The organism is Neptuniibacter sp. 1_MG-2023 (assembly GCF_030547185.1).
In the GTDB taxonomy this organism is placed as follows: domain Bacteria; phylum Pseudomonadota; class Gammaproteobacteria; order Pseudomonadales; family Balneatricaceae; genus Neptuniibacter.
Window position 1 is genome coordinate 1 of sequence record NZ_JAUOQR010000008.1, and the last position, 24,185, is coordinate 24,185.

Annotated in this window: 23 protein-coding genes; 12 read left to right on the top strand and 11 right to left on the bottom strand. The window is 42.9% G+C overall.

Going from position 1 to position 24,185, the window contains the following annotated elements; translation table 11 throughout:
- Positions 1–291: 291 nt before the first annotated feature.
- On the bottom strand, positions 292–1,047 hold the full coding sequence (gene pssA, locus Q4492_RS10170; RefSeq protein WP_303417563.1) for a CDP-diacylglycerol--serine O-phosphatidyltransferase: 756 nt from the start codon (positions 1,045–1,047) through the stop codon (positions 292–294).
- 195 nt (positions 1,048–1,242) lie between these two features.
- Complete coding sequence (locus Q4492_RS10175) at positions 1,243–2,241, bottom strand: patatin-like phospholipase family protein (RefSeq protein ID WP_303417565.1); 999 nt, start codon at positions 2,239–2,241, stop codon at positions 1,243–1,245.
- A 158-nt stretch (positions 2,242–2,399) separates the two neighbouring features.
- Here Q4492_RS10175 and ilvY point away from each other — a divergent pair, with 158 nt between their 5' ends.
- Positions 2,400–3,278 (top strand): HTH-type transcriptional activator IlvY, encoded by an 879-nt coding sequence (ilvY, locus tag Q4492_RS10180; protein WP_303417567.1) that lies wholly within the window; start codon positions 2,400–2,402, stop codon positions 3,276–3,278.
- A gap of 10 nt (positions 3,279–3,288) precedes the next feature.
- Here ilvY and Q4492_RS10185 read toward each other — a convergent pair whose 3' ends face one another.
- The 4 genes from Q4492_RS10185 to Q4492_RS10200 all read right to left on the bottom strand — a co-directional run bounded on the left by Q4492_RS10185 (position 3,289) and on the right by Q4492_RS10200 (position 5,910).
- Positions 3,289–4,092 (bottom strand): sterol desaturase family protein, encoded by an 804-nt coding sequence (locus Q4492_RS10185; protein ID WP_303417569.1) that lies wholly within the window; start codon positions 4,090–4,092, stop codon positions 3,289–3,291.
- Positions 4,092–4,487 carry a thioesterase family protein gene (locus Q4492_RS10190; protein ID WP_303417571.1) on the bottom strand — a complete coding sequence of 132 codons (396 nt, stop codon included), beginning with the start codon at positions 4,485–4,487 and terminating at the stop codon, positions 4,092–4,094. The genes Q4492_RS10185 and Q4492_RS10190 overlap by 1 nt, the downstream gene beginning before the upstream one ends.
- Before the next feature lie 42 nt (positions 4,488–4,529).
- The gene (locus Q4492_RS10195) at positions 4,530–4,820 is read right to left on the bottom strand and encodes a hypothetical protein (RefSeq protein ID WP_303417573.1); all 291 of its coding nucleotides are present in this window, start codon (positions 4,818–4,820) and stop codon (positions 4,530–4,532) included.
- Between the two features lie 418 nt (positions 4,821–5,238).
- Positions 5,239–5,910, bottom strand: a complete 672-nt coding sequence (locus tag Q4492_RS10200) for a Bax inhibitor-1/YccA family protein (RefSeq protein ID WP_067866632.1) — start codon at positions 5,908–5,910, stop codon at positions 5,239–5,241.
- Positions 5,911–6,043: 133 nt separating this feature from the next.
- On the opposite strand from Q4492_RS10200, the gene nhaR reads away from it, so the two are divergent.
- Positions 6,044–6,934, top strand: coding sequence for a transcriptional activator NhaR (gene nhaR, locus Q4492_RS10205; protein WP_303417575.1), 891 nt, complete (start codon positions 6,044–6,046; stop codon positions 6,932–6,934).
- Positions 6,935–6,990: 56 nt separating this feature from the next.
- Here nhaR and fba read toward each other — a convergent pair whose 3' ends face one another.
- The 4 genes from fba to tkt form a co-directional block, all read right to left on the bottom strand.
- Positions 6,991–8,055, bottom strand: a complete 1,065-nt coding sequence (gene fba / locus Q4492_RS10210) for a class II fructose-bisphosphate aldolase (RefSeq protein ID WP_303417577.1) — start codon at positions 8,053–8,055, stop codon at positions 6,991–6,993.
- Positions 8,056–8,134: 79 nt separating this feature from the next.
- On the bottom strand, positions 8,135–9,298 hold the full coding sequence (locus Q4492_RS10215; protein WP_303417579.1) for a phosphoglycerate kinase: 1,164 nt from the start codon (positions 9,296–9,298) through the stop codon (positions 8,135–8,137).
- A 103-nt stretch (positions 9,299–9,401) separates the two neighbouring features.
- Positions 9,402–10,421 (bottom strand): type I glyceraldehyde-3-phosphate dehydrogenase, encoded by a 1,020-nt coding sequence (locus Q4492_RS10220; protein WP_303417581.1) that lies wholly within the window; start codon positions 10,419–10,421, stop codon positions 9,402–9,404.
- A 77-nt stretch (positions 10,422–10,498) separates the two neighbouring features.
- Positions 10,499–12,493, bottom strand: a complete 1,995-nt coding sequence (gene tkt / locus Q4492_RS10225) for a transketolase (RefSeq protein ID WP_303417583.1) — start codon at positions 12,491–12,493, stop codon at positions 10,499–10,501.
- Between the two features lie 311 nt (positions 12,494–12,804).
- Between tkt and metK the strand changes: the two genes are divergently transcribed.
- The 10 genes from metK to Q4492_RS10275 all read left to right on the top strand — a co-directional run bounded on the left by metK (position 12,805) and on the right by Q4492_RS10275 (position 22,929).
- A complete protein-coding gene (metK, locus tag Q4492_RS10230) occupies positions 12,805–13,995 on the top strand; it encodes a methionine adenosyltransferase (RefSeq protein ID WP_303417585.1) in 1,191 nt (396 codons plus the stop codon).
- A 122-nt stretch (positions 13,996–14,117) separates the two neighbouring features.
- Positions 14,118–16,247 (top strand): EAL domain-containing protein, encoded by a 2,130-nt coding sequence (locus tag Q4492_RS10235; RefSeq protein ID WP_303417587.1) that lies wholly within the window; start codon positions 14,118–14,120, stop codon positions 16,245–16,247.
- A 31-nt stretch (positions 16,248–16,278) separates the two neighbouring features.
- The gene (locus tag Q4492_RS10240) at positions 16,279–17,007 is read left to right on the top strand and encodes a 16S rRNA (uracil(1498)-N(3))-methyltransferase (protein ID WP_303417589.1); all 729 of its coding nucleotides are present in this window, start codon (positions 16,279–16,281) and stop codon (positions 17,005–17,007) included.
- Positions 17,008–17,065: 58 nt separating this feature from the next.
- Entirely contained in the window at positions 17,066–18,013 is a 948-nt protein-coding gene (gene gshB, locus Q4492_RS10245; RefSeq protein ID WP_303417591.1) for a glutathione synthase, read from the top strand.
- 32 nt (positions 18,014–18,045) lie between these two features.
- Positions 18,046–18,993: an energy transducer TonB gene (locus tag Q4492_RS10250; protein WP_303417593.1), complete on the top strand. Its 948-nt coding sequence runs from the start codon at positions 18,046–18,048 to the stop codon at positions 18,991–18,993.
- 36 nt (positions 18,994–19,029) lie between these two features.
- Positions 19,030–19,602 carry a YqgE/AlgH family protein gene (locus Q4492_RS10255; RefSeq protein ID WP_303417595.1) on the top strand — a complete coding sequence of 191 codons (573 nt, stop codon included), beginning with the start codon at positions 19,030–19,032 and terminating at the stop codon, positions 19,600–19,602.
- Between the two features lie 57 nt (positions 19,603–19,659).
- Positions 19,660–20,136, top strand: a complete 477-nt coding sequence (gene ruvX, locus Q4492_RS10260; protein ID WP_303417597.1) for a Holliday junction resolvase RuvX — start codon at positions 19,660–19,662, stop codon at positions 20,134–20,136.
- Positions 20,117–20,632, top strand: coding sequence for a bifunctional pyr operon transcriptional regulator/uracil phosphoribosyltransferase PyrR (gene pyrR, locus Q4492_RS10265; RefSeq protein WP_303417599.1), 516 nt, complete (start codon positions 20,117–20,119; stop codon positions 20,630–20,632). The genes ruvX and pyrR overlap by 20 nt, the downstream gene beginning before the upstream one ends.
- A 9-nt stretch (positions 20,633–20,641) precedes the next feature.
- A complete protein-coding gene (locus tag Q4492_RS10270; protein ID WP_303417601.1) occupies positions 20,642–21,646 on the top strand; it encodes an aspartate carbamoyltransferase catalytic subunit in 1,005 nt (334 codons plus the stop codon).
- 5 nt (positions 21,647–21,651) lie between these two features.
- The gene (locus Q4492_RS10275) at positions 21,652–22,929 is read left to right on the top strand and encodes a dihydroorotase (RefSeq protein WP_303417602.1); all 1,278 of its coding nucleotides are present in this window, start codon (positions 21,652–21,654) and stop codon (positions 22,927–22,929) included.
- An 80-nt stretch (positions 22,930–23,009) separates the two neighbouring features.
- Here Q4492_RS10275 and Q4492_RS10280 read toward each other — a convergent pair whose 3' ends face one another.
- Positions 23,010–24,176, bottom strand: coding sequence for a PilT/PilU family type 4a pilus ATPase (locus Q4492_RS10280; protein WP_303417604.1), 1,167 nt, complete (start codon positions 24,174–24,176; stop codon positions 23,010–23,012).
- Positions 24,177–24,185: the final 9 nt, after the last annotated feature.

Genomic DNA, 24,185 nt, shown 5'->3' on the forward strand with positions numbered 1-24,185 from the left:
CAAGGACGGCGAATTATAGACACTTCCTAAACAAGGTCAACAGGCAAAACTAAAAAACTGCAAAATAAAGGCAAAAAAGCGACATTAAGCGGAAATCGGGGCGGAATTGGTTATTTAGCGATCAAACCAAGCACTTCCCCTCCTTTTTAAGCAAAGACAGAAGCCTAGTAACACACATGTACGTTTTAGTACTCACTAAAACAAGGGGAGCCTCATCAAGATTATTATTTATAAAGGTAAAAGTGACAAACGGATACAAAAACGGCCTTCATAATAGAAGGCCGCTTAAACTTACATACTAGATTTGTGTTTACTCTTTCGCCAAGCCCAGAGTAATGGCCCAGAGATCGCATACGCTAAAAAGAGTATCCACAGAAATATGGCAGGACTAATAGATATAACACCTACAGCAAGCACAATGCCTGCGAGGATAAGAAAGGGCACCTTCTCTTTTAGGTTTACATCTTTAAAGCTGTAATAAAGAACATTACTCACCATCAAAACACCTACGATAGCAACGTAGGCAGCGATAAGGTAAACATAAGGGCCACCATCTATATCGTATTCAGTCGCAGCCCAAACAAGCCCCGCTACGGCCGCTGCGGCGGCTGGACTAGGCAACCCGATAAAGTATCGTTTATCCGTAGAACCAATTTGGGTATTAAAACGTGCGAGCCTTAATGCCGCACCAGCCACATACACAAACGCAGCAAACCAACCCAACTTACCTATATCATCCAAGACCCAATTAAATACCACTAAAGATGGCGCAACCCCAAAGGAAACCATATCAGCCAATGAATCATATTCTGCACCAAATGCACTTGAGGTATTGGTCATACGAGCAACTCGCCCATCCAAACCATCAAGCACCATAGCAACAAAGATAGCAACAGCAGCATTTTCAAAATGCCCATTCATACTGGCAACTACGGCATAAAACCCCGAAAAAAGCGCACCCGTTGTAAAGAGATTTGGTAATAGGTAAATGCCTCGGCTACGCGGCTTAACTGATTCCGGCTTATCTTTATTCTGAAAGTCTGTCATTGCTCTTTAAATCACCTAATTAAGCATGCAAAAACACATTCTACTGCGCTAGAGGTTAGGAAGCCATGTTATCAAATAAATCTATTTTTCAGTTGTTACTGATCAACAAAAAAACCTTCTACAAATTACTCTACTCTCAAACCTGCTAGTACGTTCACGCTAACCGCTCACAACCAACCTCTATAAAAACTTTTATTACAGAAATAGAGGTTCTAAATCACAGCTCGGTTTATTACCGACCTTTTCCCAGTTTTCTACAATCCATCGATCGGCAGTTAAACGCCCTTTTTCTTTTAATTCCTGTAAAAATGTCTGCCGAGTATCATATTTACTCGCTTGCTCTAAAGATGAAAAAACCTCTCCTGACTCAATTAGATGAAAGCGTAGATTTCTAAAACGACGCTCCAATTTATTAAGACTAAAATAGCAGCTTTTTGCTTGCTCCATTGTGTAACTGATCGCACGCATCTCTCGTAAAAAAGTGCTCTGAAAGCCAAGCTCTGTCACTCTTTGATTAATTGCTTGCGACGTAGTGGGCAACTCTCCGCCTTGAAGGGGCTGTAACAAAACCAGCAATATGTCATCTTCTTTACAATCAAATATCAATGGATATACCGCAGGGTTACCTGAGAAGCCTCCGTCCCAATAGTAGTTCCCATCAATTTCGATTGCTTTATGTAATGTTGGCAAACACGCCGATGCTAAAGCATGCTCTACCGTCAACTCATTTTCTCGAAACAACTTAATCTTCCCGCTACTGACGTCCGTAGCAGCAATAAATAGCTTAACTGGCGATGCTTCTTTCAATTTTTCAAAATCAACAAGATCCTCTAGTAAGTATCGCAAAGGATTAATATCTAGCGGATTAAGATCGTATGGGGAAATATAACGCAGTAGATCCATCACCCAACCCGTCATAGACGTCACTTGGGTATCGTGTAGTTGAGAACCTAAAAGCTCTCCTGGAGAATTTAACGAAACTTGTGTCCAAAACTGATCTAATAAGGCTTTTGCACCCTCGGCTTTACCTTGCTGCCAACCATGGGCAAGCAATATGGCATTCATAGCCCCTGCACTCGTACCGGTTACAGCCTTGGGTTTAAAATCCTCCTCTAACAAGCGGTCAAGAACCCCCCAAGCAAAGGCACCATGCGCTCCGCCACCCTGTAAGGCCAGATTTAATATCTTTGTCATAACGAGCCTCCGGTTTTATTGTGCACTGCACAATAATAGCATAAATAATAAACACTACCGAAAGCAAATAAGCTTAAAAAGCTAAGATCACTAGTTTCAAATCCCACTAAATAGCATAAACTAATGGCAAATATCTCAATATTTGCAACAAAGTACATATGGATATAAAACAGCTACGACAATTTATTCACTTAGCAGATAGCCTACATTTTGGCCGCGCAAGCGAAGCATCTCATATTAGCCCCTCCGCCTTGAGTAGAAGCATAAAACAACTCGAAGACGAAGTCGGTGTATCCCTTTTTGATCGGGATAATAGAAGTGTAGCCTTAACAGCAGAAGGAAATATTTTTCTTAGCTATGCTCGGGAGTCCCTAACCCAGTGGAACACACTAAAAACTCAGTTAATGGAACGCACAGGAGAATTACAGGGCCAAATCAGCATGTACTGCTCCGTTACCGCTAGCTATAGCTTTTTATTTGCCATCCTCAGCGAATTTAGAAGCAACTACCCTAAAATTGAAATAAAGCTACACACCGGCGATCCTGAACATGCCATCAATCAAGTTCTTTCAGGTAATGAAGATTTTGCTATCACAGCCAAACCTGACTCTCTGCCGACCGGTCTAGCATTTAAACCTATTGCGCTATCCCCCTTATTATTTATTGCCCCGAAACAAGGGATTGAAGGCAAACCTAGATCAATTAACAAGCTCGATGAAACAGTACCTATGATACTGTCTGAGGAAGGCATTGCCCGAAAACGCATAGATCGCTGGCTAAAAGAACAAACAATAAAACCACTTATTTATGCCCAAGTTGCGGGTAATGAAGCGATTGTCAGCATGGTAAGCCTCGGCTTTGGCGTTGGGGTTGTTCCGCAAATAGTGCTAGACAATAGCCCTCTAGCTAATACTGTAGATATTCTAGACATCTGTCCAAAGCTGAAAGCTTACGAAGTAGGGATCATCACTTTAGAGAAAAAGCTCAAAAACCCTTTAGTTAGCGCATTCTGGGCACAACTAAAATCTAGCCTCTAAAAGAGGCTCACTAACGGCGAAACGGAAGCGTAATCATTCCTTTAAGTGAGCATACCAAGCTAGGCTCTTTAAGTTCAGATAAACCTATATCCATACCTAAATGACCTTTTTTGGGTTGCGCCGTGTAAGTTGAAAACAGGCGATCCCAGCAAGAAAGAGAGAAACCATAATTACTATCCGTTTCTTGTTGAATCTGCGAGTGATGCACTCGATGCATATCCGGCGTTACAAAAAACATCCTTACAAACTTATCCACAGTACGATGAAGTTGAATATTACTATGATTGAACATGGCCGATGCATTCAAAAGGATTTCAAAAACAAGTACCGCAACAGCAGGTGCTCCCAACAAAACAATAGCCGCCATTTTGACTAACATTGACAACAAAATCTCTATTGGATGGAACCTCGCACCGGTAGTGACATCATAGTCAAGATCAGCATGGTGCACTTTATGTAAAGCCCATAACATCGGTATTTTATGAAATAAAACATGCTGCCAGTAGATCAGCATATCTAAAGTCACAACCGCTATAAACGTACTTACAAATAGCGGTAGCCCCAGCAAATTCAGTAACCCGTATCCCTTTTGCTCAACTAAAAGAGCAACCCCAACGGCGGCAACTGGAAACAACAACCTAAGTATCAAACTATTCAGAAAAACCAATGCAAGATTATTGCTCCACCTATACCATCGAGTAAAATTAAGTGGACGACAAGGCCTAGCTTTCTCCCACAGAGCCATAATTAAAAACACCCCAAAAAAGGCGCCTAGACGCAGATACAGCTCATTAGTTAACAACCAGCTTTCCATCACTCAGCCTGCTCGATTAAAGCTTCTATTTCTGGCAATACACAAGGCCTACCACGTTGATTTAACGCAACGCCGATAACAAGGGCCTCAAGCGCGATGGTTCCATCCGAACAAATAACCTGCTGACGAAACCCAAACTTTACTTTACTAATGCGCTCCACATTCACACGCACCTCAAAACAATCACCACTGGTCAGCGAGCGTTTGTAATCCATTTCAGAACGAACAACAACCAAGTGTATTTTTTGGGCCGTTAACGCTGCAAAGTTAATCCCTTTAGCAAGTAAAAATTCATGTCGAGCATGTTCTAAATAATTAAAATAAACACCGTTATTTACAATACCTTGCAGATCACATTCATAATCTCGAACTTTAAACGCTAAGCAAAATGACATGAATTTTCCTTTTATACTTTTTCACAAAAAACAACCAAGATACTAAACAATACGCAGAACCCATACAGCACAAGCCACATTCTTACATTGAACAACCAAGAACTTAGGATTACTACAGAGTTTTAAATAAGGTAATACAACGATAGTTAACGCGCTATGCTTAGACACTATAAGCACCAACAAGTTGCCATTTACTTCCAATACTACAAAAAAAATTGTCGTTGAAATTAAATGATGGCTACCACAAAGAGAGCAACCATTGGTGTTCCCCACAAAAAGTAGATAGTTATCTAAGCTACCTATGCGGTCAGGTTTACTATGAGATAACGCCACCTTACTCAACCTTTCAATATTGCTTTCGCTCCCGTTGACGCAAAGCTACAGGCAGCGATCATGCAAGTAATATCATTATTCCGCCAGAGCAATTTAATGAACTCAATGTAAATCTAACAGCCCATATAGCAATACTAGGTTTTGACTTCAGCTATCGGCTGGGAAAAACGAGGGAAAAACACTTATCCATGAATTGTCTACGTTACATAAACAAGAGCAAAAAAATCAGTTGAAGTAGCAGATCTCTATACCTTAACTTTCCCAAAACAGGCATCAGGCATTAGTTATTTAGATATCAGTAACATTCAGCGACCTATATAAGTCGTGACTGACCGGTTGGCAGGCCCTAAAAGAAAAAAAGGCGGTTCCTTGGAAGACCGCCTATAAAATCCCTAACAGGGTTTATCACATAGCTAATTTACTCATCACCACCTAAAAAGCCTAAAAGGTGTAATAAACTGGTGAACAAATTGTATATCGATAGATATAAAGAAACAGTCGCCATAATGTAGTTTGTCTCACCGCCATGAAGGATATTACTTGTTTCATAGAGAATAAAACCGGACATTAACAACACAAACATGGCCGAAACTGCTAAAGATAAAGCAGGCATCTGGAAAAAGAAGGCCGCTAAGCTCGCGACGACACCCAAAATCATCCCGACCATCAAGAAACCACCCATGAAGCTAAAATTCTTCTTAGTGGTTAATACATATGCAGATAATGCTAAAAAGATAATTCCTGTCATCCCCATAGCATTCATAACTATAGCGCCGCCGCCAGGCATAGAAAGATAGTGCCCAACGATAGGCCCTAAGGTATATCCCATGAAACCAGTCAGCGCAAAAACGGAGGGAAGCCCCCAAATACTATTGCTTAATTTAGCGGTTAAGAAAAACAACCCTAAAAAGCCTACTAAAGAGATGATGATGCCGGGGTGGGGAAGTTGCAGCAATAAAGAACCACCCGCCATAATCGCACTAAATAGCAGCGTAAGGGACAACAATGCATATGTATTGCGCAGTACCTTATTCGTCTCAATCGCAGATGATTGCGAATAAGTCGCGGAAGAACTCATAGATGTTTTCATAACACCCCTCCTAAAAAAAATTAACCAAAAGCCTATAAAGACTTTCCGGCACCAACCTTAACAAACTAAACGGCTTCCAAATTCAACTAAAGTCGATTATTCTTAAACAAATAATCGTTTTTTACGAGCACTTATGATTAATTATAAACATCTTCATTATTTCTGGATGGTAGCTAAAGAGGGAAGTATTGTCGCCGCAGCAGAGCGTTTAAGCGTTACACCCCATACTATTAGCGCTCAACTCAGCTTACTTGACGACTATTTAGGCTGCTCTCTATTTACCAAAGTTGGCCGACAATTAGAGCTCACAGAAACAGGTCATATGGTACTAAGTTATGCCACTGATATATTTTCATTAGGTGGTGAACTGGAAGAGCGCGTACGCAATTTAGATAAAAATCGCCCACTGGTCTTTAAAGTTGGTGTCGTTGATGTCGTTCCGAAGTCCATTGCCTACCTTCTGCTTTCTCCGGCTATAGATGATATAAAAAATATACGCATGATCTGCCACGAAGGCGATGCTAACGAACTGCTCGCCCAACTCGCACTCCATCGACTCGATCTTGTTATTTCCGAGTCTCCGATCCCTACCGACGTTAGTATTAACGGTTTTAGCCACAGTTTGGGACGATGCGGTAGTAGCTTTATGGCACATCCAGACGTAGCAGCTCAACTGAGCGATGACTTTCCAAACAACCTGAATGGTAGTCCTATGCTGCTTCCAGGAGAAACCACTATTGTACGCAGCCAACTACTGCAATGGTTTAGCAAAAATCGCATTCACCCGAGAGTCATCGGCGAGTTTGACGATAGCGCTCTAATTAAAGCATTCGCAAATGCTGGCAAGGGTATTATGGTCGTACCTACACCGATCAAAGACGAGGTCACTGCTCAACTGGGGTTAATCAGCCTAGGGGAGACAGATGAAATTGTGAATAACTTTTATGCCATTTCGATCGAACGAAAAATATCACACACCGCAGTAGAAAAAATCACGGCTTCAGCGAGAGATTGGCTAGATTAAGTAAAAGACAGGCATAAAAAAACCGCTTATAAAGCGGTTTTTTTATGTTTAAACAATTAAACAATTTTTGGATCCAATTGGCCTGTCTCATACTGAGCCGCCATATCTTCTAGAGAGATCGCAGTCATTTTAGATGCATTACCTGCTGAGCCAAACGCCTCATAACGAGCAATACAAATATCAGTCATCGCATCCATTGTCTTCTTCAAATATTTACGCGGATCAAACTCAGCTGGATTTTCCGCCATAAATTTACGGATTGCGCCAGTAGATGCCAAGCGCAAATCAGTATCTATATTCACTTTACGCACGCCATATTTGATACCTTCAACAATCTGCTCAACTGGCACACCGTAGGTTTCAGGAATCTCTCCGCCGAACTCATTAATGACAGCCAACCATTCTTGAGGAACAGAAGATGAACCATGCATAACAAGATGAGTACCAGGGATACGATCATGAATCGCTTTAATACGGTCAATTGCAAGAATATCATCAGTTGGTGGGCGAGTGAATTTATAAGCGCCATGGGAAGTACCGCAAGCAATGGCCAATGCATCTACGCCTGTTTTATTCACAAAATCAGCAGCTTCATCAGGATCCGTCAACATCTGCTCTTGCGAAAGTGTACCTTCAGCACCAACACCATCTTCTTCACCCGCCTGCCCAGTCTCTAGTGACCCTAGACAACCTAGCTCCCCCTCGACAGAAACACCACACGCATGTGCCATCTCAACCGTACGACGTGTAACATCAACATTGTACTCATAGCTTGATGGTGTTTTACCATCAGACATCAGAGAACCATCCATCATTACGGATGAGAAACCCATAGCAATTGAACGCTGACAGATAGCAGGCGACGTACCGTGATCTTGGTGCATACATACAGGGATATGAGGAAACTCAGCGATAGCTGCTTCAATCATATGACGCAAGAAATTAGAGCCTGCATATTTACGCGCACCGGCTGATGCCTGAACAATCACTGGGGAGTTTGTTTTATTTGCGGCTTCCATAATCGCGCGCATCTGTTCCAGGTTGTTCACGTTAAATGCTGGAATGCCATAGTTGTACTCAGCAGCATGATCCAGCAGCTGACGCATGGAAATTAAAGCCATTTTGTCACCCTTTTATGTCCGTTAATATTGCCGTCAGGCAATAAGATAGGCGCAGTGTAACACCCATCACTTATTAAAATTATGAATTCTTCGCTTCTAAGGCTGCCACAGCAGGCAATGTTTTCCCTTCGACAAACTCAAGGAACGCACCACCACCCGTAGAGATATAAGACACTTTATCAGCGATATCATACTTATCAACAGCCGCAAGCGTGTCACCGCCGCCCGCAATAGAGAATCCTTGGTTTTCAGCAATTGCTAACGATAAAGCTTTAGTACCTTCACCAAACTGATCAAACTCAAAAACGCCCACAGGGCCATTCCAAATAATAGTACCTGCAGTTTTTAATAGCTCAGCTAACTGCTTAGCCGATTGGGGACCTATATCTAAGATCATGTCATCTTCGGCCACATCATCAACAAGCTTGACCGTTGCTTCAGCGTTTTCAGAAAATGTCTTAGCAACAACAACATCAACGGGTAATGGAATTGCAACCTTTTCCATAAGCGCTTGTGCGACAGGAATTAAATCATGTTCGCACAAAGATTTACCTACAGGCTTACCCGCAGCGGCAAGGAAAGTATTCGCAATACCCCCACCGACAATCAGCTGATCTACATTAGCCGACAGGGCATTTAAGACTTCTAATTTGGTTGAAACTTTAGATCCACCAACAATTGCTGCAAGCGGAGGCGTCGGTTTGTCTAGCGCTTTACCTAAAGCCTCAAGCTCTCCAGCCAGTAAAGGTCCAGCACACGCAATGCGTGCAAACTGAGCCACGCCATGAGTAGAAGCCTGTGCACGATGAGCCGTACCAAATGCATCCATCACATATACATCGCACAAGGCTGCCATCTTTTTAGCTAGCAATTCATCGTCTTTCTTTTCGCCAACATTAAAACGCACATTTTCAAGAAGGACTAAACCACCCTCTTTAACGTCAAAACCACCATCTAACCAATCTTTAATTAGTGGAACATCACGCCCCAATAATTTAGCCAAATGGTTAGCAACGGGTTGCAGAGAGAACTCTTCGTTATATTCACCTTCCGTTGGCCGACCTAGGTGAGACATGATCATCACCTTAGCACCTGCTTCTAACGCCAGCTCAATTGTAGGAAGTGCTGCACGAATACGTGCATCTGATGTTACTTCACCATTTTTTACTGGAACATTTAGGTCTTCACGGATCAAAACGCGCTTGCCGTTTAGATCCAGTTCACTCATTTTTAGTACGCTCATGACGTGCCCTAATTATATTTAAAAATTAAGATTGAAAAAATTGTCGCTAATCGAACCTGTAGATCTTATCTATTAGGCTCAATTGAAATTTTGTTTTCTACAATCAAGCCAATTGTAACCAATGTTTAGCTACATCTAACATTCGATTGGCAAAGCCCCATTCATTATCAAACCAACAAACCACTTTGACTAAATGCCCTTCAGAAACTTTAGTTTGAGTACCATCCACAACAGCAGATCGAGCATCACGATTGAAGTCTACCGATGCATGAGGCTCTTCGGTATAGCCCAATAGTCCTTTTAAAGCACCCTGCATCGAAGCTTGACGTAATATCTGATTAACCACCTCAACTGAGGTCTCTTTATCAACATTAATCGACATATCCATCATCGATACATTAATCGTAGGAACACGAATATGCAGGCATTGAAACTTACCTTCTAAATGCGGCAGCAAACGATCAATACCTTTATCTAAACCTGTATCAACCGGCACTATAGAATGCATTGCACTACGGGTTAATCGCAGATCGGTTTGATGATAACTATCGATTACCGGCTGATCATTCATCGCTGAGTGAATCGTTGTCGTCACGCCATTCTGAATACCTAGTTCTCTATCCAGCAGATCCAAAACAGGGATAATACAGTTAGTGGTACAAGATGCAGCAGAGACAATCTGATGCTCCGCTTTTAACAGCTGTTCATTCAAACCATATACAATAGTGGCATCAACATCCGTTGTCGCAGGCTGAGAAAAAAGCAACCTTTTCGCCCCCTGTTCTATATGTTTATCCGCTACAGCTCTCGATTTAAAAGACCCAGAACATTCAAAAATAAGATCTATATCTAGCTCAGACCAAGGCAGGTTTTTAACCTCAGATTCATTAATAACATCAATTTTATCGCCATTGATGATTAATTTCTTACCATCATGCTCCACTGAGGCTGGAAAGCGTCCATGGGTCGTATCATAACGCGTTAAATAAGTTACCGTTTCTATATCGGAAAGCTCGTTGATAACAACGACCTTAAAAATATTTTGTAGGCCATTCTCATAGATTGCTCGCAGTACACATTGACCGATTCGACCATAGCCATTTATTGCAACGCGATAGTTCAATCTATTTACCTATATAGTAGATTAAAATAGAACAGAAAAGGCCCAGTCTAGACTGGGCCTTAAGTTTCAATAGGTGATTAAAGTACTGATTTAACGGTATCTACAACATTTTCTATTGTAAAACCAAAGTACTTAAATAAGTCACCCGCCGGAGCCGACTCACCAAAGGTACGCATACCCACAATCGCTCCATCCAATCCTACATACTTGTACCAGAAATCAGCTTGCGCAGCCTCAACAGCAACACGTGCTGTGATTGCTGAAGGCAGAACCGATTCGCGATATTCCGCACTTTGTTTATCAAACAAGTTAGTTTCAGGCATTGAAACTACACGAACCCTAGTTCCTTCCGCTGCTAAAGCGTCTGCAGCATCCATAGCCAAACCGATTTCTGAACCTGTCGCTATAAGAATAGCATCAGGCTGACCATCAGTATCACGAAGGATGTAACCACCTTTCCTAATATTCTCTATCTGTTCCGCTGTACGCTGTTGATGGGGCAAATTCTGACGTGAGAACACCATCGCTGTAGGGCCATCAACACGCTCTAATGCAGCTTTCCAAGCAACCGCAGACTCAACTGCATCGCATGGACGCCAGCAGCTCATATTAGGTGTATGACGAAGGTTAGATATCTGTTCAATCGGCTGATGTGTAGGGCCATCTTCGCCCAGACCTATAGAATCATGGGTGTACACATGTATTGCACGCAGCTTCATCAATGCCGCCATACGTAAAGCATTACGTGCATATTCCATAAAGACTAAGAACGTCGCGCCGTAAGGAATAAAGCCACCATGAAGAGCAATACCATTCATTATTGCGGACATACCAAATTCACGAACACCATAGAAAAGGTAATTACCATTAGGATCATCTTTAGTCACACCTTTACAACCAGACCAAAGGGTCAAGTTAGAACCCGCAAGGTCAGCAGAGCCGCCTAGAAGTTCAGGTAGTAAAGGACCATAGGCATTCAGTGCGTTCTGAGACGCTTTACGAGAAGCAATCGTTTCGCCTTTCTCGTTAATTTCGTTGATCCAAGCATCCGCTTTATCAGAGAAATCGGCTGGAAGATCGCCTGAAATACGACGTAGAAGTTCAGCGGCCTCTTCAGGGTATTCTGCACGATAAGCAGCAAAACGATCATTCCACTCATTCTCTGCATGAACACCCGCTTCTTTTGCATCCCAATCCGCCGCTATATCTTCAGGAATTTCAAAAGCAGGATGTGTCCAACCTAAACGTTCACGAGTCAACGCGATTTCATCGTCGCCTAAAGGAGCGCCGTGGCAATCTTCTTTGCCTTCTTTATTAGGTGAACCAAAACCGATCACTGTTTTACAACAAATCAAAGTCGGCTGTTCTGTATTTTCTTGGGCTTGGGTAATCGCAGCACGGATCTGATCAGCATCGTGTCCATCAACCGCAGGAATTACCTGCCAGCCATATGCTTCAAAACGTTTAACGTTATCATCCGTATACCAACCTTCAACTTCACCATCGATAGAGATGCCGTTGTCATCCCAAAAAGCGATCAACTTACCAAGGCCTAAGGTTCCCGCAAGAGAACAAGCTTCATGGGAGATCCCTTCCATCATGCAACCATCGCCCATAAATACATAAGTATTATGGTCAACGATCTGATGACCTTCACGGTTAAACTGCGCCGCTAAGGTTTTTTCAGCAATGGCAAAACCAACAGCATTAGTCACGCCCTGACCTAAAGGGCCGGTCGTTGTTTCAACGCCTGGGCAATAACCATATTCAGGATGACCTGCAGTTTTTGCGTGTAACTGACGGAAGTTTTTAAGATCTTCAATGGATACATCATAGCCCGTTAAATGTAACAGACTGTAGATCAGCATAGAGCCATGTCCGTTAGACAAAATAAAACGGTCACGATCAAACCATTGTGGGTTAGTTGGGTTATGTGTCATGAAATCGTTCCATAACACTTCGGCGATATCAGCCATACCCATAGGGGCACCCGGGTGACCAGATTTTGCTTTCTGTACGGCATCCATGCTCAGCGCGCGGATCGCGTTGGCAAGTTCTCTACGAGAAGACATTAACTAAGCTCCTGGGCCGATAGCCCAATTTGAAGATTCAGGATAATTTGCGCGCAATTTTCTCGCAGATAGCGACTCGCATCAAATAAGATTTCGCATTTATTGGTAAAAATGAGTGTTTTTCATGCAAAAAGTTAAAATTCTCATCATAAGAGCCTCTTAATAATATGCATTTGGCTAATCTCACGAGTAGAATACGTCCTTAATTTTTAGGCAGGCTCATACGGCCAGACTGTATTTCTTCTTGAAACTCTCTTTTGAGTATGAAATTGAGCCGACCTTGACCACTTGTTCACAAAGGTATTTTAACGATGAGCGAATACAGCTTATTTACATCAGAATCTGTTTCCGAAGGCCATCCGGACAAGATTGCCGACCAGATCTCTGATGCCGTACTTGATGCAATCATTGCTGAAGACAAATATGCCCGTGTAGCCTGCGAAACTATGGTAAAAACAGGTGTAGCTGTAGTATCAGGCGAAATAAGCACATCCGCTTGGGTAGATCTTGAAGACCTTGTCCGTAAAGTTATTTGCGATATTGGATACACTTCATCCGATGTTGGTTATGACGGTGAAACCTGCGGCGTTATCAATATTATTGGTAAACAATCTATCGATATTGCCCAAGGTGTTGATCGCTCAAAACCAGAAGACCAAGGCGCAGGCGACCAAGGGCTTATGTTCGGTTACGCATCAAACGAAACGGATGTACTGATGCCTGCACCTATCACTTATGCGCACCGTTTGGTCGAGCGTCAAGCTGAAGCGCGTAAATCTGGCCTGTTACCTTGGTTACGCCCCGACGCAAAATCACAATTAACGTTCCGCTACGAAAACGGAAAACCCGTTGCTGTAGATGCCTTAGTTCTTTCTACACAGCACAATCCAGAAGTATCTCAAACGGATCTACGTGAAGCCGTGATGGAGCTCATTGTTAAGCATGTAATCCCTGCAGAATGGATTACGAAAGACACTCAGTTCCACATCAATCCAACGGGCAACTTTGTAATTGGTGGACCTGTCGGCGATTGCGGTTTAACTGGACGTAAAATTATTGTTGATACTTATGGGGGCATGGCCCGTCATGGTGGTGGTGCTTTCTCCGGCAAAGACCCATCAAAAGTTGATCGTTCAGCTGCATATGCAGGCCGATACGTTGCAAAAAACATTGTCGCTGCTGGTTTAGCCGATCGTTGTGAAATACAAATCTCTTATGCGATTGGTGTAGCTAAGCCAACCTCAGTTGCCATCAACACCTTTGGCACAGGCAAAATATCTGATGAAAAAATCATTCAGCTGATCAATGAACATTTTGACCTACGCCCTTATGCTATTACCACTATGCTGGATCTACTACATCCAATGTATCAGGCAACAGCCGCTTACGGTCACTTCGGTCGTAACCCATTTGAGATGGAATATAAAGGCGAGAAATTTACCGCTTTCACATGGGAGCGCACGGATAAGGCTGATGCACTACGTCAGGCTGCAAACCTATAAAAAAGTGCGAATACATAGATTTAATTAATTAAAAGCACCTTTCAGGTGCTTTTTTATTGCCTACATATTTTTATATGTCAATAATGGTAGCTTAATGCTTAATAGACAATTTGCTGTAAGTGATGACGCTAAGTAACTTTACAATAAGACAAAAATTAATAGGCCTCGTACTAATCCTTGCTTTAGGAATAGTCACGACCTCGTGCTTAGCCTTTTACTTTTCATACCAAGACACCCGATCTGGAAAACAAGAACAGATCAAAAGTATCGTTCAATCTGCTACGAGTCAGATCGTATTACTTAATCAACGAAAACGATCCCTTGAAATAAGCGATCAAGAATTTGATACGCGCCTCCATGATCTAATTTACAGTACCGCCTACGGTGAGCATGGCTATCTATACTTGCTAAAAAATGAGACCCAAATATATCTACACCCTAAGCGCAGTGATCTTGAAGGGCAATATATAGAAAAGATAGATAGCCCAGTTGATAGCACATTAATGATTAATGGGTTAAAGCAACTCAAGAAAAACCCTGACAAATCCCATGGCTGGCTTGTTTATTGGCCAAAACCTGGCAGCCAAGTCCCAGTTGCTAAACTCATCTACGCACAACACATACCTGATACCGACTTTATACTCAGCACGGGTGTATATATAGATGACCTCTTACCTCTCTATATCAAACGCGCTTTAAGCTACTTAATCATTACCCTTACTGTCTTATTCGCTTCCATTGCAGCAGCCCTACTGATCTCACGAAATATTGTTCGCCCCATCATTAACTTATCATCTCAAATGGAAAAGCTATCGGAGGGAGATACCGATCAAACCGTCAGATTCACTAACCACCGTGATGAAATTGGGCAGATGGCACGAACTCTTGAACGATTCAGAGAATATTTAATTGAAAACAAACGCCTCAGATATGCCCAAGAACATGTTCAATTTCTAGAGAACTTCGACCCTGTAACCCGTTTGTATAACCGTCGAGCTATGGGCGAATCATTAGAACGTGAAATCATTCGAAATTCCGAAACACAAGGACAAATCTACTTTCTTTTCATCCGTTTAGATCTACTCAGAAATTTAACAATAGAGTTAGGCGATGAACAAAGAGACCAGATCTTAATTGAAACAGCAAACCGACTTAAAGGGATCCTATCTATAAACCATCGTTTAGCTAGGCTTTCAGAAGGTTGTTTTGGCTTGATGCTCATAAACAAACCAGAAGAAACAAAAGTTGATGATTTAATAGAAACGATACTCCAAGCCATAGAGTGCCCGATTAAACTGCAAAACCTGCATATTCAGATAGTCGCTCGTATAGGGGTCACCTCTTATCCTGAAGATGGTGATCAGCAATTTGAGCTTATTGGCCGCTCTGAAATCGCAGCTAAAACTGCCCGTAAACAAGAACAAAGCTGGTTGTATTTCAGCCAAATAAAGGGGCAACAGGTCGAGACAAAAATGGAACTATGGCAAGATCTATCAACGGCTATAGATGAAAACCAGTTATATCTAGTTTTTCAGCCACTGTTTGACCTGAATAACAATGCTGCCCTCTCTGCAGAAACATTATTACGCTGGAATCATCCCGATTTAGGGCCTATATCTCCAGCTGTATTTGTTCCCCTTGCTGAACAAAGTGGACTTATATCCCGTTTAGATTACTGGGTACTTGATGCCGTTGCCAAGCAATGTAGAAAATGGCTAAATACCGATTTAGTCTTTCCAAAAATTGCTATCAATTTATCCGGCATTAGTTTCTTACGCAGTAATTTTGAGAATAAGCTCCACAATATATTCAAGCAATATAACGTACCTCTTCAACATATAGAGCTAGAGCTTACTGAAGGCGTATTAATTGAAGACCTTGCTCGTATTCAAGACAAACTCCATCGCGTAAGGGAAACTGGCGCTAGCATCTCAATCGATGATTTTGGTACTGGTTATTCATCTCTAAGCCGTATTAAGAATCTACCTATAGATCATATTAAAATTGATAAGTCTTTTATTGATGATCTAGATGTAGATACTCAAGATCTAAAAATAGTTCAGGCAATCATACTGATGGCTCAAGGGCTACAACTTAAAGTAGTTGCAGAAGGCGTAGAAACTGAACTACAACTATCTATTTTACGTGAAGCGAAATGCGATATAGTTCAAGGCTATCTACTCAGCCGCCCCCTTTCGGTTTCTGACTTTGAAGCATTGATCGATGAAGACCTTATTATTGAAGGCGACTGAATAAAAAAGACCGGCCGGACAATACACCTCTATGAGAATACCTAGATTTTACGACCCTCAACCACTCTCAGAGGGCGATGACATTGAATTAAGTGACGACGTAGTTCAACACGTCTCCAGAGCACTGCGCATGAAACCGGGCGAACACATCATTCTATTTAATGGTGACGGCTTCGAATATAAAACTCAGCTCACCCATGTTGAAAAACGTACAGTTCATGCCCATATACAATCATTAATAACCGTCCATACTGAAAGCCCGCTACAAATAAACATTGGACAATGCATATCCCGTGGCGAACGCATGGACTATGCAGTTCAAAAAAGTACAGAGATGGGAGCACAGGCAATTTCACCTCTGTTTTCAGAGCGCTGTGAAGTCAAATTACCAAAAGAGCGGCAAGCTAAACGTATTAGCCATTGGGCCCAAATTGCAGTTAGCGCGTGCGAACAGTCTGGTCGCGTATCGCCTCCGGAAATTACAGCACCTAAGCAATTAAAAGAATGGTTACTCCTGCAAGATGCAGAACTTAAACTTGTTCTACATCACCATAGTGAACAACCTTTGCAGGAGATGGAAAAACCTAATTCGGTAGCCCTGCTAATAGGCCCTGAAGGCGGATTAACTGAAGAAGAAGTTGAACTAGCCGTCAGTCATGGGTTCAAACCGCTGACATTAGGCCCGAGAGTGATGCGCACAGAAACGGCACCGGTCGCTGCGCTAACCCTACTAAATTATCTATGGGGCGATTTAAGTTAACTTCCTCGCCTCAGCCTTACCTGCTTGAAGCTAGGTAATCAAATAGGACTTATAACAAATGGCAATTAAACTTGGCATAGTGATGGACCCGATTGATGACATCACTTTCAAAAAAGACAGTTCATTAGCAATGCTCTGGGCAGCTCAACAAAAAGGTTGGGAGCTGTGGTATATGGAGCAACACCATCTATTTTCTCTTAATGGCAAAGCCCAAGCCAAAATGGCCCCCCTTTCCGTCGCCATGAATGAAGATGACTGGTTCACCCGCCAAGAGTACCAAACACGGGATCTATCGGATCTAGATGTTATCTTAATGCGCAAAGACCCTCCGTTTGATAATGAATTTATCTACACCACCTATCTACTTGAGCAAGCAGAGAAAGAAGGTACATTAATTGTTAATAAGCCTCAGAGCTTACGTGACTATAATGAAAAGCTATTTGCCACACATTTTCCAGAATGCTGTCCACCCGTATTAGCCAGTAAGCACGACGAGCTATTACGCGCCTTCCATAAAGAGCATGGTGATGTCATATTCAAACCACTCGATGGTATGGGCGGCTCTCAGATCTATCGTATCAAAGAGGATGGATTGAATTTAGGTGTGATCATCGAGACACTTACCGATCATGGTAAGCAAACTATCATGGCTCAAAAGTATATCCCTGAAATTGTAGACGGCGACAAACGTATTCTAATGATAGATGGCGAACCCGTCCCTTATGGTCTTGCTCGCATCCCAACCAATGGTGAAACACGGGGCAACTTAGCTGCGGGAGGCCGTGGAGAAGGAAGAGAGCTGACTGACCGGGAATATTGGATCTGTAAGCAAATTGCTCCAATTTTAAAAGAAAAGGGATTATTATTTGTAGGCTTGGATGTGATCGGCGATTATTTAACAGAGATAAATGTCACCAGCCCCACATGTATTCGAGAGATCGACAACCAATATGGTCTTGATATTGGAATGCTGTTAATGGATGCCATCGAAGCAAAATTAAGTTAAATACTAATCGGACAAAAAAGGCTATATAAAGAGTGAATACCGCTGCGACACAGACCGCTTCAGTTACTGAACGTTTCGGTTTCATTCTTTTCTTTGCCACTGCCATTCACGCTATTGCTATCATTGGCATCACCTTTTCTGCGGACAACTACACTCCTCCCCAAAAAACCATTGAGATAACCTTAGCTCAACACCAGCAAAAAGAAGCCCCCAAAGAGGTTGATTTTATTGCTCAAGCCAATCAAACCGGCAGCGGCCAAAGTCTCAATAAACATCTGCCCACCAGCAATCAACAAGCGGACTTTCAAGATCTAAAAATCAATCCGCAAGCCGCCCAACAAGCGGCAATTGCACCCGCTAAAACTGAAATACAATCAGCACCAATTGAGAAAAAAACGGTATCTAAAGAGCAAAAAAAACCTCTACATACGAGTCAAGTGAAGAAGAAAGTCGTTACCACAACTCAACCGAGTCAGAAGAAAATTGCAAAAAAATCACAAAAACCACAAACACAACAACCGGCACCAGCAACACCGGTGGGCTCAACCTCACTACTCGCTCGGAGCTTAGAGATAGCGAGTTTACAAGCCGAGATAGATAATCATCGTCAACTCATGGCCAAGCAACCTAAAATTAGACGACTTACCTCTGCCTCTACAAAGAAAAGAGAAGACGCCCTATATTTAGAAAATTGGCGCAAGAAGATAGAGAGCATTGGTAATTTACACTACCCAGAAGAGGCACGGCGTAACAAAATGTATGGAAGTTTGCGCCTATTAGTAGCGATAAAGCCTGATGGTGCAGTTAAAAGCATTGAGGTACTCGAATCCTCCGGTCAACCCATTCTTGATGATGCAGCCATTCGCATCGTGCGGCTGGCAGCTCCCTTCCAGCCATTCCCTGTAGAAATGAGAAAAAACACCGATCTTCTTGAGATAATTCGTACTTGGAAATTTGAGAAAAAAGCATACGTATACTAAGCCTTAATACAGTGCATTTAATATGAGCCTCTACCTATGACCTCTTCATGCTACTGTTTACGTAATCATTTTTTAATTTCAATGCCCCATTTAAATGATCTTAACTTCTCACAAACCGTCACTTATATTTGCGACCATAGCGAGTATGGCGCGCTTGGCTTAGTTGTTAATCGTCCTATTGGTTTAACCCTGATTGAACTATGCAAACATCTCAACCTACCTTGCTCCTCAATGCCTAATCAACAAACAGAGATCTATAGCGGCGGCCCTCTCCACAGTGATCGTGGCTATGTATTACATAAAGCAGACTCTCCTTTAGAGTGGACATCAAGCCATTTTATTGTCGACGATCTTTATCTCAGCACATCAACAGAAGCAATAGAAGCCGCGGCAGAAGGCCACTTCAATCATGATTACTTAATCGCTTTGGGCTGCGCGAGTTGGGGACCGAATCAATTGGAAGAGGAGATGATTGATAATGTATGGTTAAGCTGCCCTGCAAATTCAGATATACTATTCGATATGCCTGCAGATAAACGGCTGCAGGCCGCAGCATCCGTTTTAGGCGTAGATCTTGACCTACTGTCAACACATTCGGGACACGCTTAAGACTGATCGTTATAACGCAACTTAGTTGAGCCACAAGTTTTAAGGTTTTAAGCATACATGAGCAATTCTGTTAAGCAGGCATTGGCCTTTGACTTTGGCACTTTACGTATAGGTATAGCAACGGGCCAATCCATTACAGGCACCGCGACACCACTTGAACCTATAGCAGCTAGAGACGGCATACCCAACTGGGATCAATTAGCCAAAATAATCTCTGATTGGGCTCCTGATGCGCTTATAATAGGCATCCCTCTTAACTATGACGGGACAATCAGTGATATGGCTTACCGTGCCCGTAAGTTTGCAAACCGCCTAAATGAACGCTACAAAATTCCATGTTTTTTGATGGATGAGCGTTTATCAACCGCCGAAGCCAAAGAGATACATTTCGCCGCAGGTGGTAGCGACAACTTCAAAAAAGAATCAGTCGACGGCATTGCTGCTCAACTTATTCTAGAAAGCTGGTTTAATTGTGATATTCGCATTCCCAGCCATACTCGTTTGGAAGAAGTATATGATCTCAAACACACTTAATGCTCTTGAGCTACTCGACAAAATGAAGCTGGAGCTTATTGACTTGCTAGCGCAAGGCAATAGACCCGACCCACTTATGATCGGTATACATACGGGGGGCGCATGGCTCGCTCAAAAGTTACATAAAGACTTAGATATTCAAAGTCCTCTCGGCACTCTTGATATATCCTTTCATCGGGATGATTTTGATCAAGCGGGCTTAAATCCAAAAGTTCAGCCATCCAATCTACCCTGCACAACAGAGGGACGGCACATCCTGTTAGTCGATGATGTCATTATGAGCGGTAGAACAATCCGAGCAGCGCTCAACGAGCTATTCGATTACGGACGCCCAGCCTCCGTTACCCTTATTACACTACTTGATCTGCAACAACGAGAGCTTCCCATACAGGCTGATATTATTGGCAAGAATTTAATAATAGATCCAGATCAAATTGTAAAACTTACCGGTCCAGAGCCTCTTGCCCTGGAAATCCGCAACAGATCAAAAGACTGAGTGAAGATCATGCTTGAACACACGGATCCTAGTCAGGTTCAACTCACTAAAGATGGCGAGTTAAAACACTTTATTACAACGGAATACCTCTCCCGAGAGGTGTTAACTGAAATACTAGATACCGCCGATTCTTTTGTAGATCTGGGTGCAAAACAGGTAAAAAAGGTTCCTCTGCTACGCGGAAAAACCGTCGTAAACCTATTTTTTGAAGCCAGCACCCGCACGCTATCAACTTTTGAACTCGCGGCCAAACGACTCTCTGCCGATGTACTTAATCTCAATATAAGCACCTCATCCACATCAAAAGGGGAAACATTAAAAGACACCTTAATGACCCTACATGCGATGCACTCAGATATGTTTGTTGTACGCCATTCAAGCAGCGGAGCGGCCCATTTTATCGCAGAGCATGTTACCCCAGATGTTGCCGTAATCAATGCAGGGGATGGTCGCCATGCTCATCCAACCCAAGCGATGTTGGATATGCTTACCATTCGCCAAGCAAAAGGAGCATTTGAACCGCTATCTGTTGCTATTGTCGGTGACATTTTGCACTCACGGGTTGCTCGCTCACAAATTCACGCTCTACGCACATTAGGCGTGGAGGACATTCGCGTCATTGCACCGAATACTTTACTCCCTCGCCATATAGAAAGTCTTGGCGTGAAGGTCTACACCAACATGCAACAAGGCATTAAAGATGTAGATGTAGTAATGATGCTTAGGCTACAAAAAGAACGTATGAATAGCGCGCTGCTACCAAGCGAAAGTGAATTCTACAAACTGTACGGTTTAACTATGGATAAGTTAGCTCTAGCTAAGCCAGATGCGGTTGTAATGCACCCCGGCCCCATTAATCGCGGTGTCGAAATTGCCTCATCAGTGGCCGATTGTGATCGATCGCTGATTCTCGACCAAGTAACCAATGGCATTGCCGTTAGAATGGCAGTGATGTCTATGGCTGTAAGCGGACAAACAAAGAGCCGTTCCAATAATAATGGGACGGAGGTATAAGATTCATGAATATCCTTATTAAAAACGGACGACTCATCGATCCAGCTAATAAGATCGACAGCATTACTGATCTCTATATTTCCAATGGTCATATTGCCAGCATAAACACAGCGCCTGAAGGCTTTGTAGCTGATCAGTTAATCGATGCCAGTGACAAAATTGTCTGCCCCGGTTTAATTGATATATGCGCCCACGCTCGCGAGCCAGGCCCATCTCAAAAAGGTTCTATAAAAACAGAATCAATGGCAGCGGTTGCCGGTGGGATCACTACGATGATCACCCCACCCACAACCAATCCCATTATCGACACACCCGCCGTTGCCAAGCTCATTAAAGATCGCTGCACAGAGGCAGGAAAACTTACTATTCATCCCATGGGTGCTTTAACAAAAGCACTTGAAGGCGAACAACTCGCGCCTATGCATGCACTTGCCTCCTCAGGCTGCATAGCTTTTACAAACAGCCGCAACGCTATTGCTAACTCCCTTGTGCTTACCCGCTGCTTAGAATACGCAGCTACTCACGACTTCCTAGTCGTATTTCAAGCCCAAGATGCAGCGTTAGCACAGGGTGGCTGTATGCATGATGACAGCACTTGTACTCGCCTAGGCCTCAATGGTATTCCTGAGTCTGCAGAAACTGTCGAAGTCGCTCGCTGTTTGCTGCTAACAGAGCAAACAGGTGTAAGAGCACACTTTGGACAGCTTTCCTGTGAACGCTCCGTACGCATGATCGCAGAGGCGCAAGAGAGAGGCCTTCCGGTCACTGCTGATGTGTCTATTCAGAATTTATTGTTAACTGATGAAAACGTTAATGGCTTCAATAATAATTTCCACCTAATACCACCGCTTCGCAGCCAATTGGACAGAGCCGGTTTGATCCAAGGTTTGATAAGCGGCACGATTCAAGCGATCTGTTCCGATCATCAGCCCCACGAGCGGGCCGCTAAAGAAGCACCTTTTGCTGATACAGAGCCAGGTATGATTGGGCTTGAAACTTTACTATCTTTATCTTTATGGCTTGTAGAGCAAGAGATGTTAGACCTGCCACAACTGATTGAGAAACTAACACTAGCGCCAGCGGCTATATTAGGCTTAGACGCAGGTAATTTAGCCATTGGGCGTAAAGCAGATATATGTATTTTCGATCCTAAAGCAGAATGGAGACTGACGCCTGAAACCAGTTATTCCCGAGGCAAAAATACCCCGTTTATGGGCCATCAGCTAAAAGGAAAGGTAACAAATACACTTCATAACGGCCAAGTTGTCTATTCAGCTAACTGAAGCTATAAGTTATATAAGTGACACACAAAAAAGCCGGAGTGATTACGCCGGCTTTTTGACAACATGCAATCTATTAAAAACTACATCCCACTGACGTTAGCATCACCTTCGTTATGAAGGTAATCTTCCTCTTCCTGAAGGTGGAAAGATTGACCATCATCCTCCATCCCTAAACCTGGATTTGTGTCCGCATTGAGCTTAATCATCAAACGAAGATCATTAGGTGAATCCGCATGGGCCAAAGCCACGTCATAGGTAATCTCACCATCTTTGTAGAGCGCAAAAAGAGCCTGATCAAACGTCTGCATCCCCAAGTTGGTAGATTTTTTCACCACCTCTTTAATCTCGTGGACTTCACCTTTACGAATAAGGTCTTGAATCAAAGGCGTGTTAATCAAAACCTCGATCGCAGCACGACGTCCTTTGCCATCCTTAGTCGGTAGTAACTGCTGGGCGATAATCGCTTTAAGGTTTAATGACAGATCCATCCATAACTGGTCATGGTGTTCTGCTGGAAAGAAACTAATCACACGGTCTAAAGCTTGGTTCGCATTATTCGCATGTAAGGTGGCCAACGTAAGATGACCCGTTTCAGCAAAGACAATACCATGCTGCATCGTTTCCCGCGTACGAATCTCACCCATCAAAATCACATCAGGTGCTTGGCGCAAAGTATTTTTCAACGCCGTATCGAAAGACTCTGTATCTATACCCACTTCGCGTTGAGTAATGATACTTTGCTTATGCTCATGAATATATTCAATAGGATCTTCGATCGTGATGATATGGCCTCGATGATTGGTATTACGATAATCAATCATTGATGCCAATGAGGTCGATTTACCGGTTGAGGTTCCACCTACAAACAAAATCAAACCTCGCTTAGTCATAGCAAGATCACGGAGAATAGGAGGGAGATTCAACTCTTCTAAACTAGGGATATGATTATTAATTTTCCTAAGGACCATACCCGCTGAGTTTCGCTGAAAAAATGCAGAAACACGGAATCGACCTAAGCCCGGCGCACTGATTGCAAAATTACATTCGTGCGAACCTTCGAACTCGGCCAACTGTTTATCATTCATCGTGCTATAAACTAACGCCCGTGCCTGAGAAGGCTTTAACGTATCTTTAGTTAACGGCTTTAACGTACCATCGACCTTAATCGTCGGACGTGCGCCCGCTGTCACGAAGAGATCCGAAGCATCCCTTTCTACCATTACTTTCAGTAATTGCGTAAAATCCACGCTCTTCTC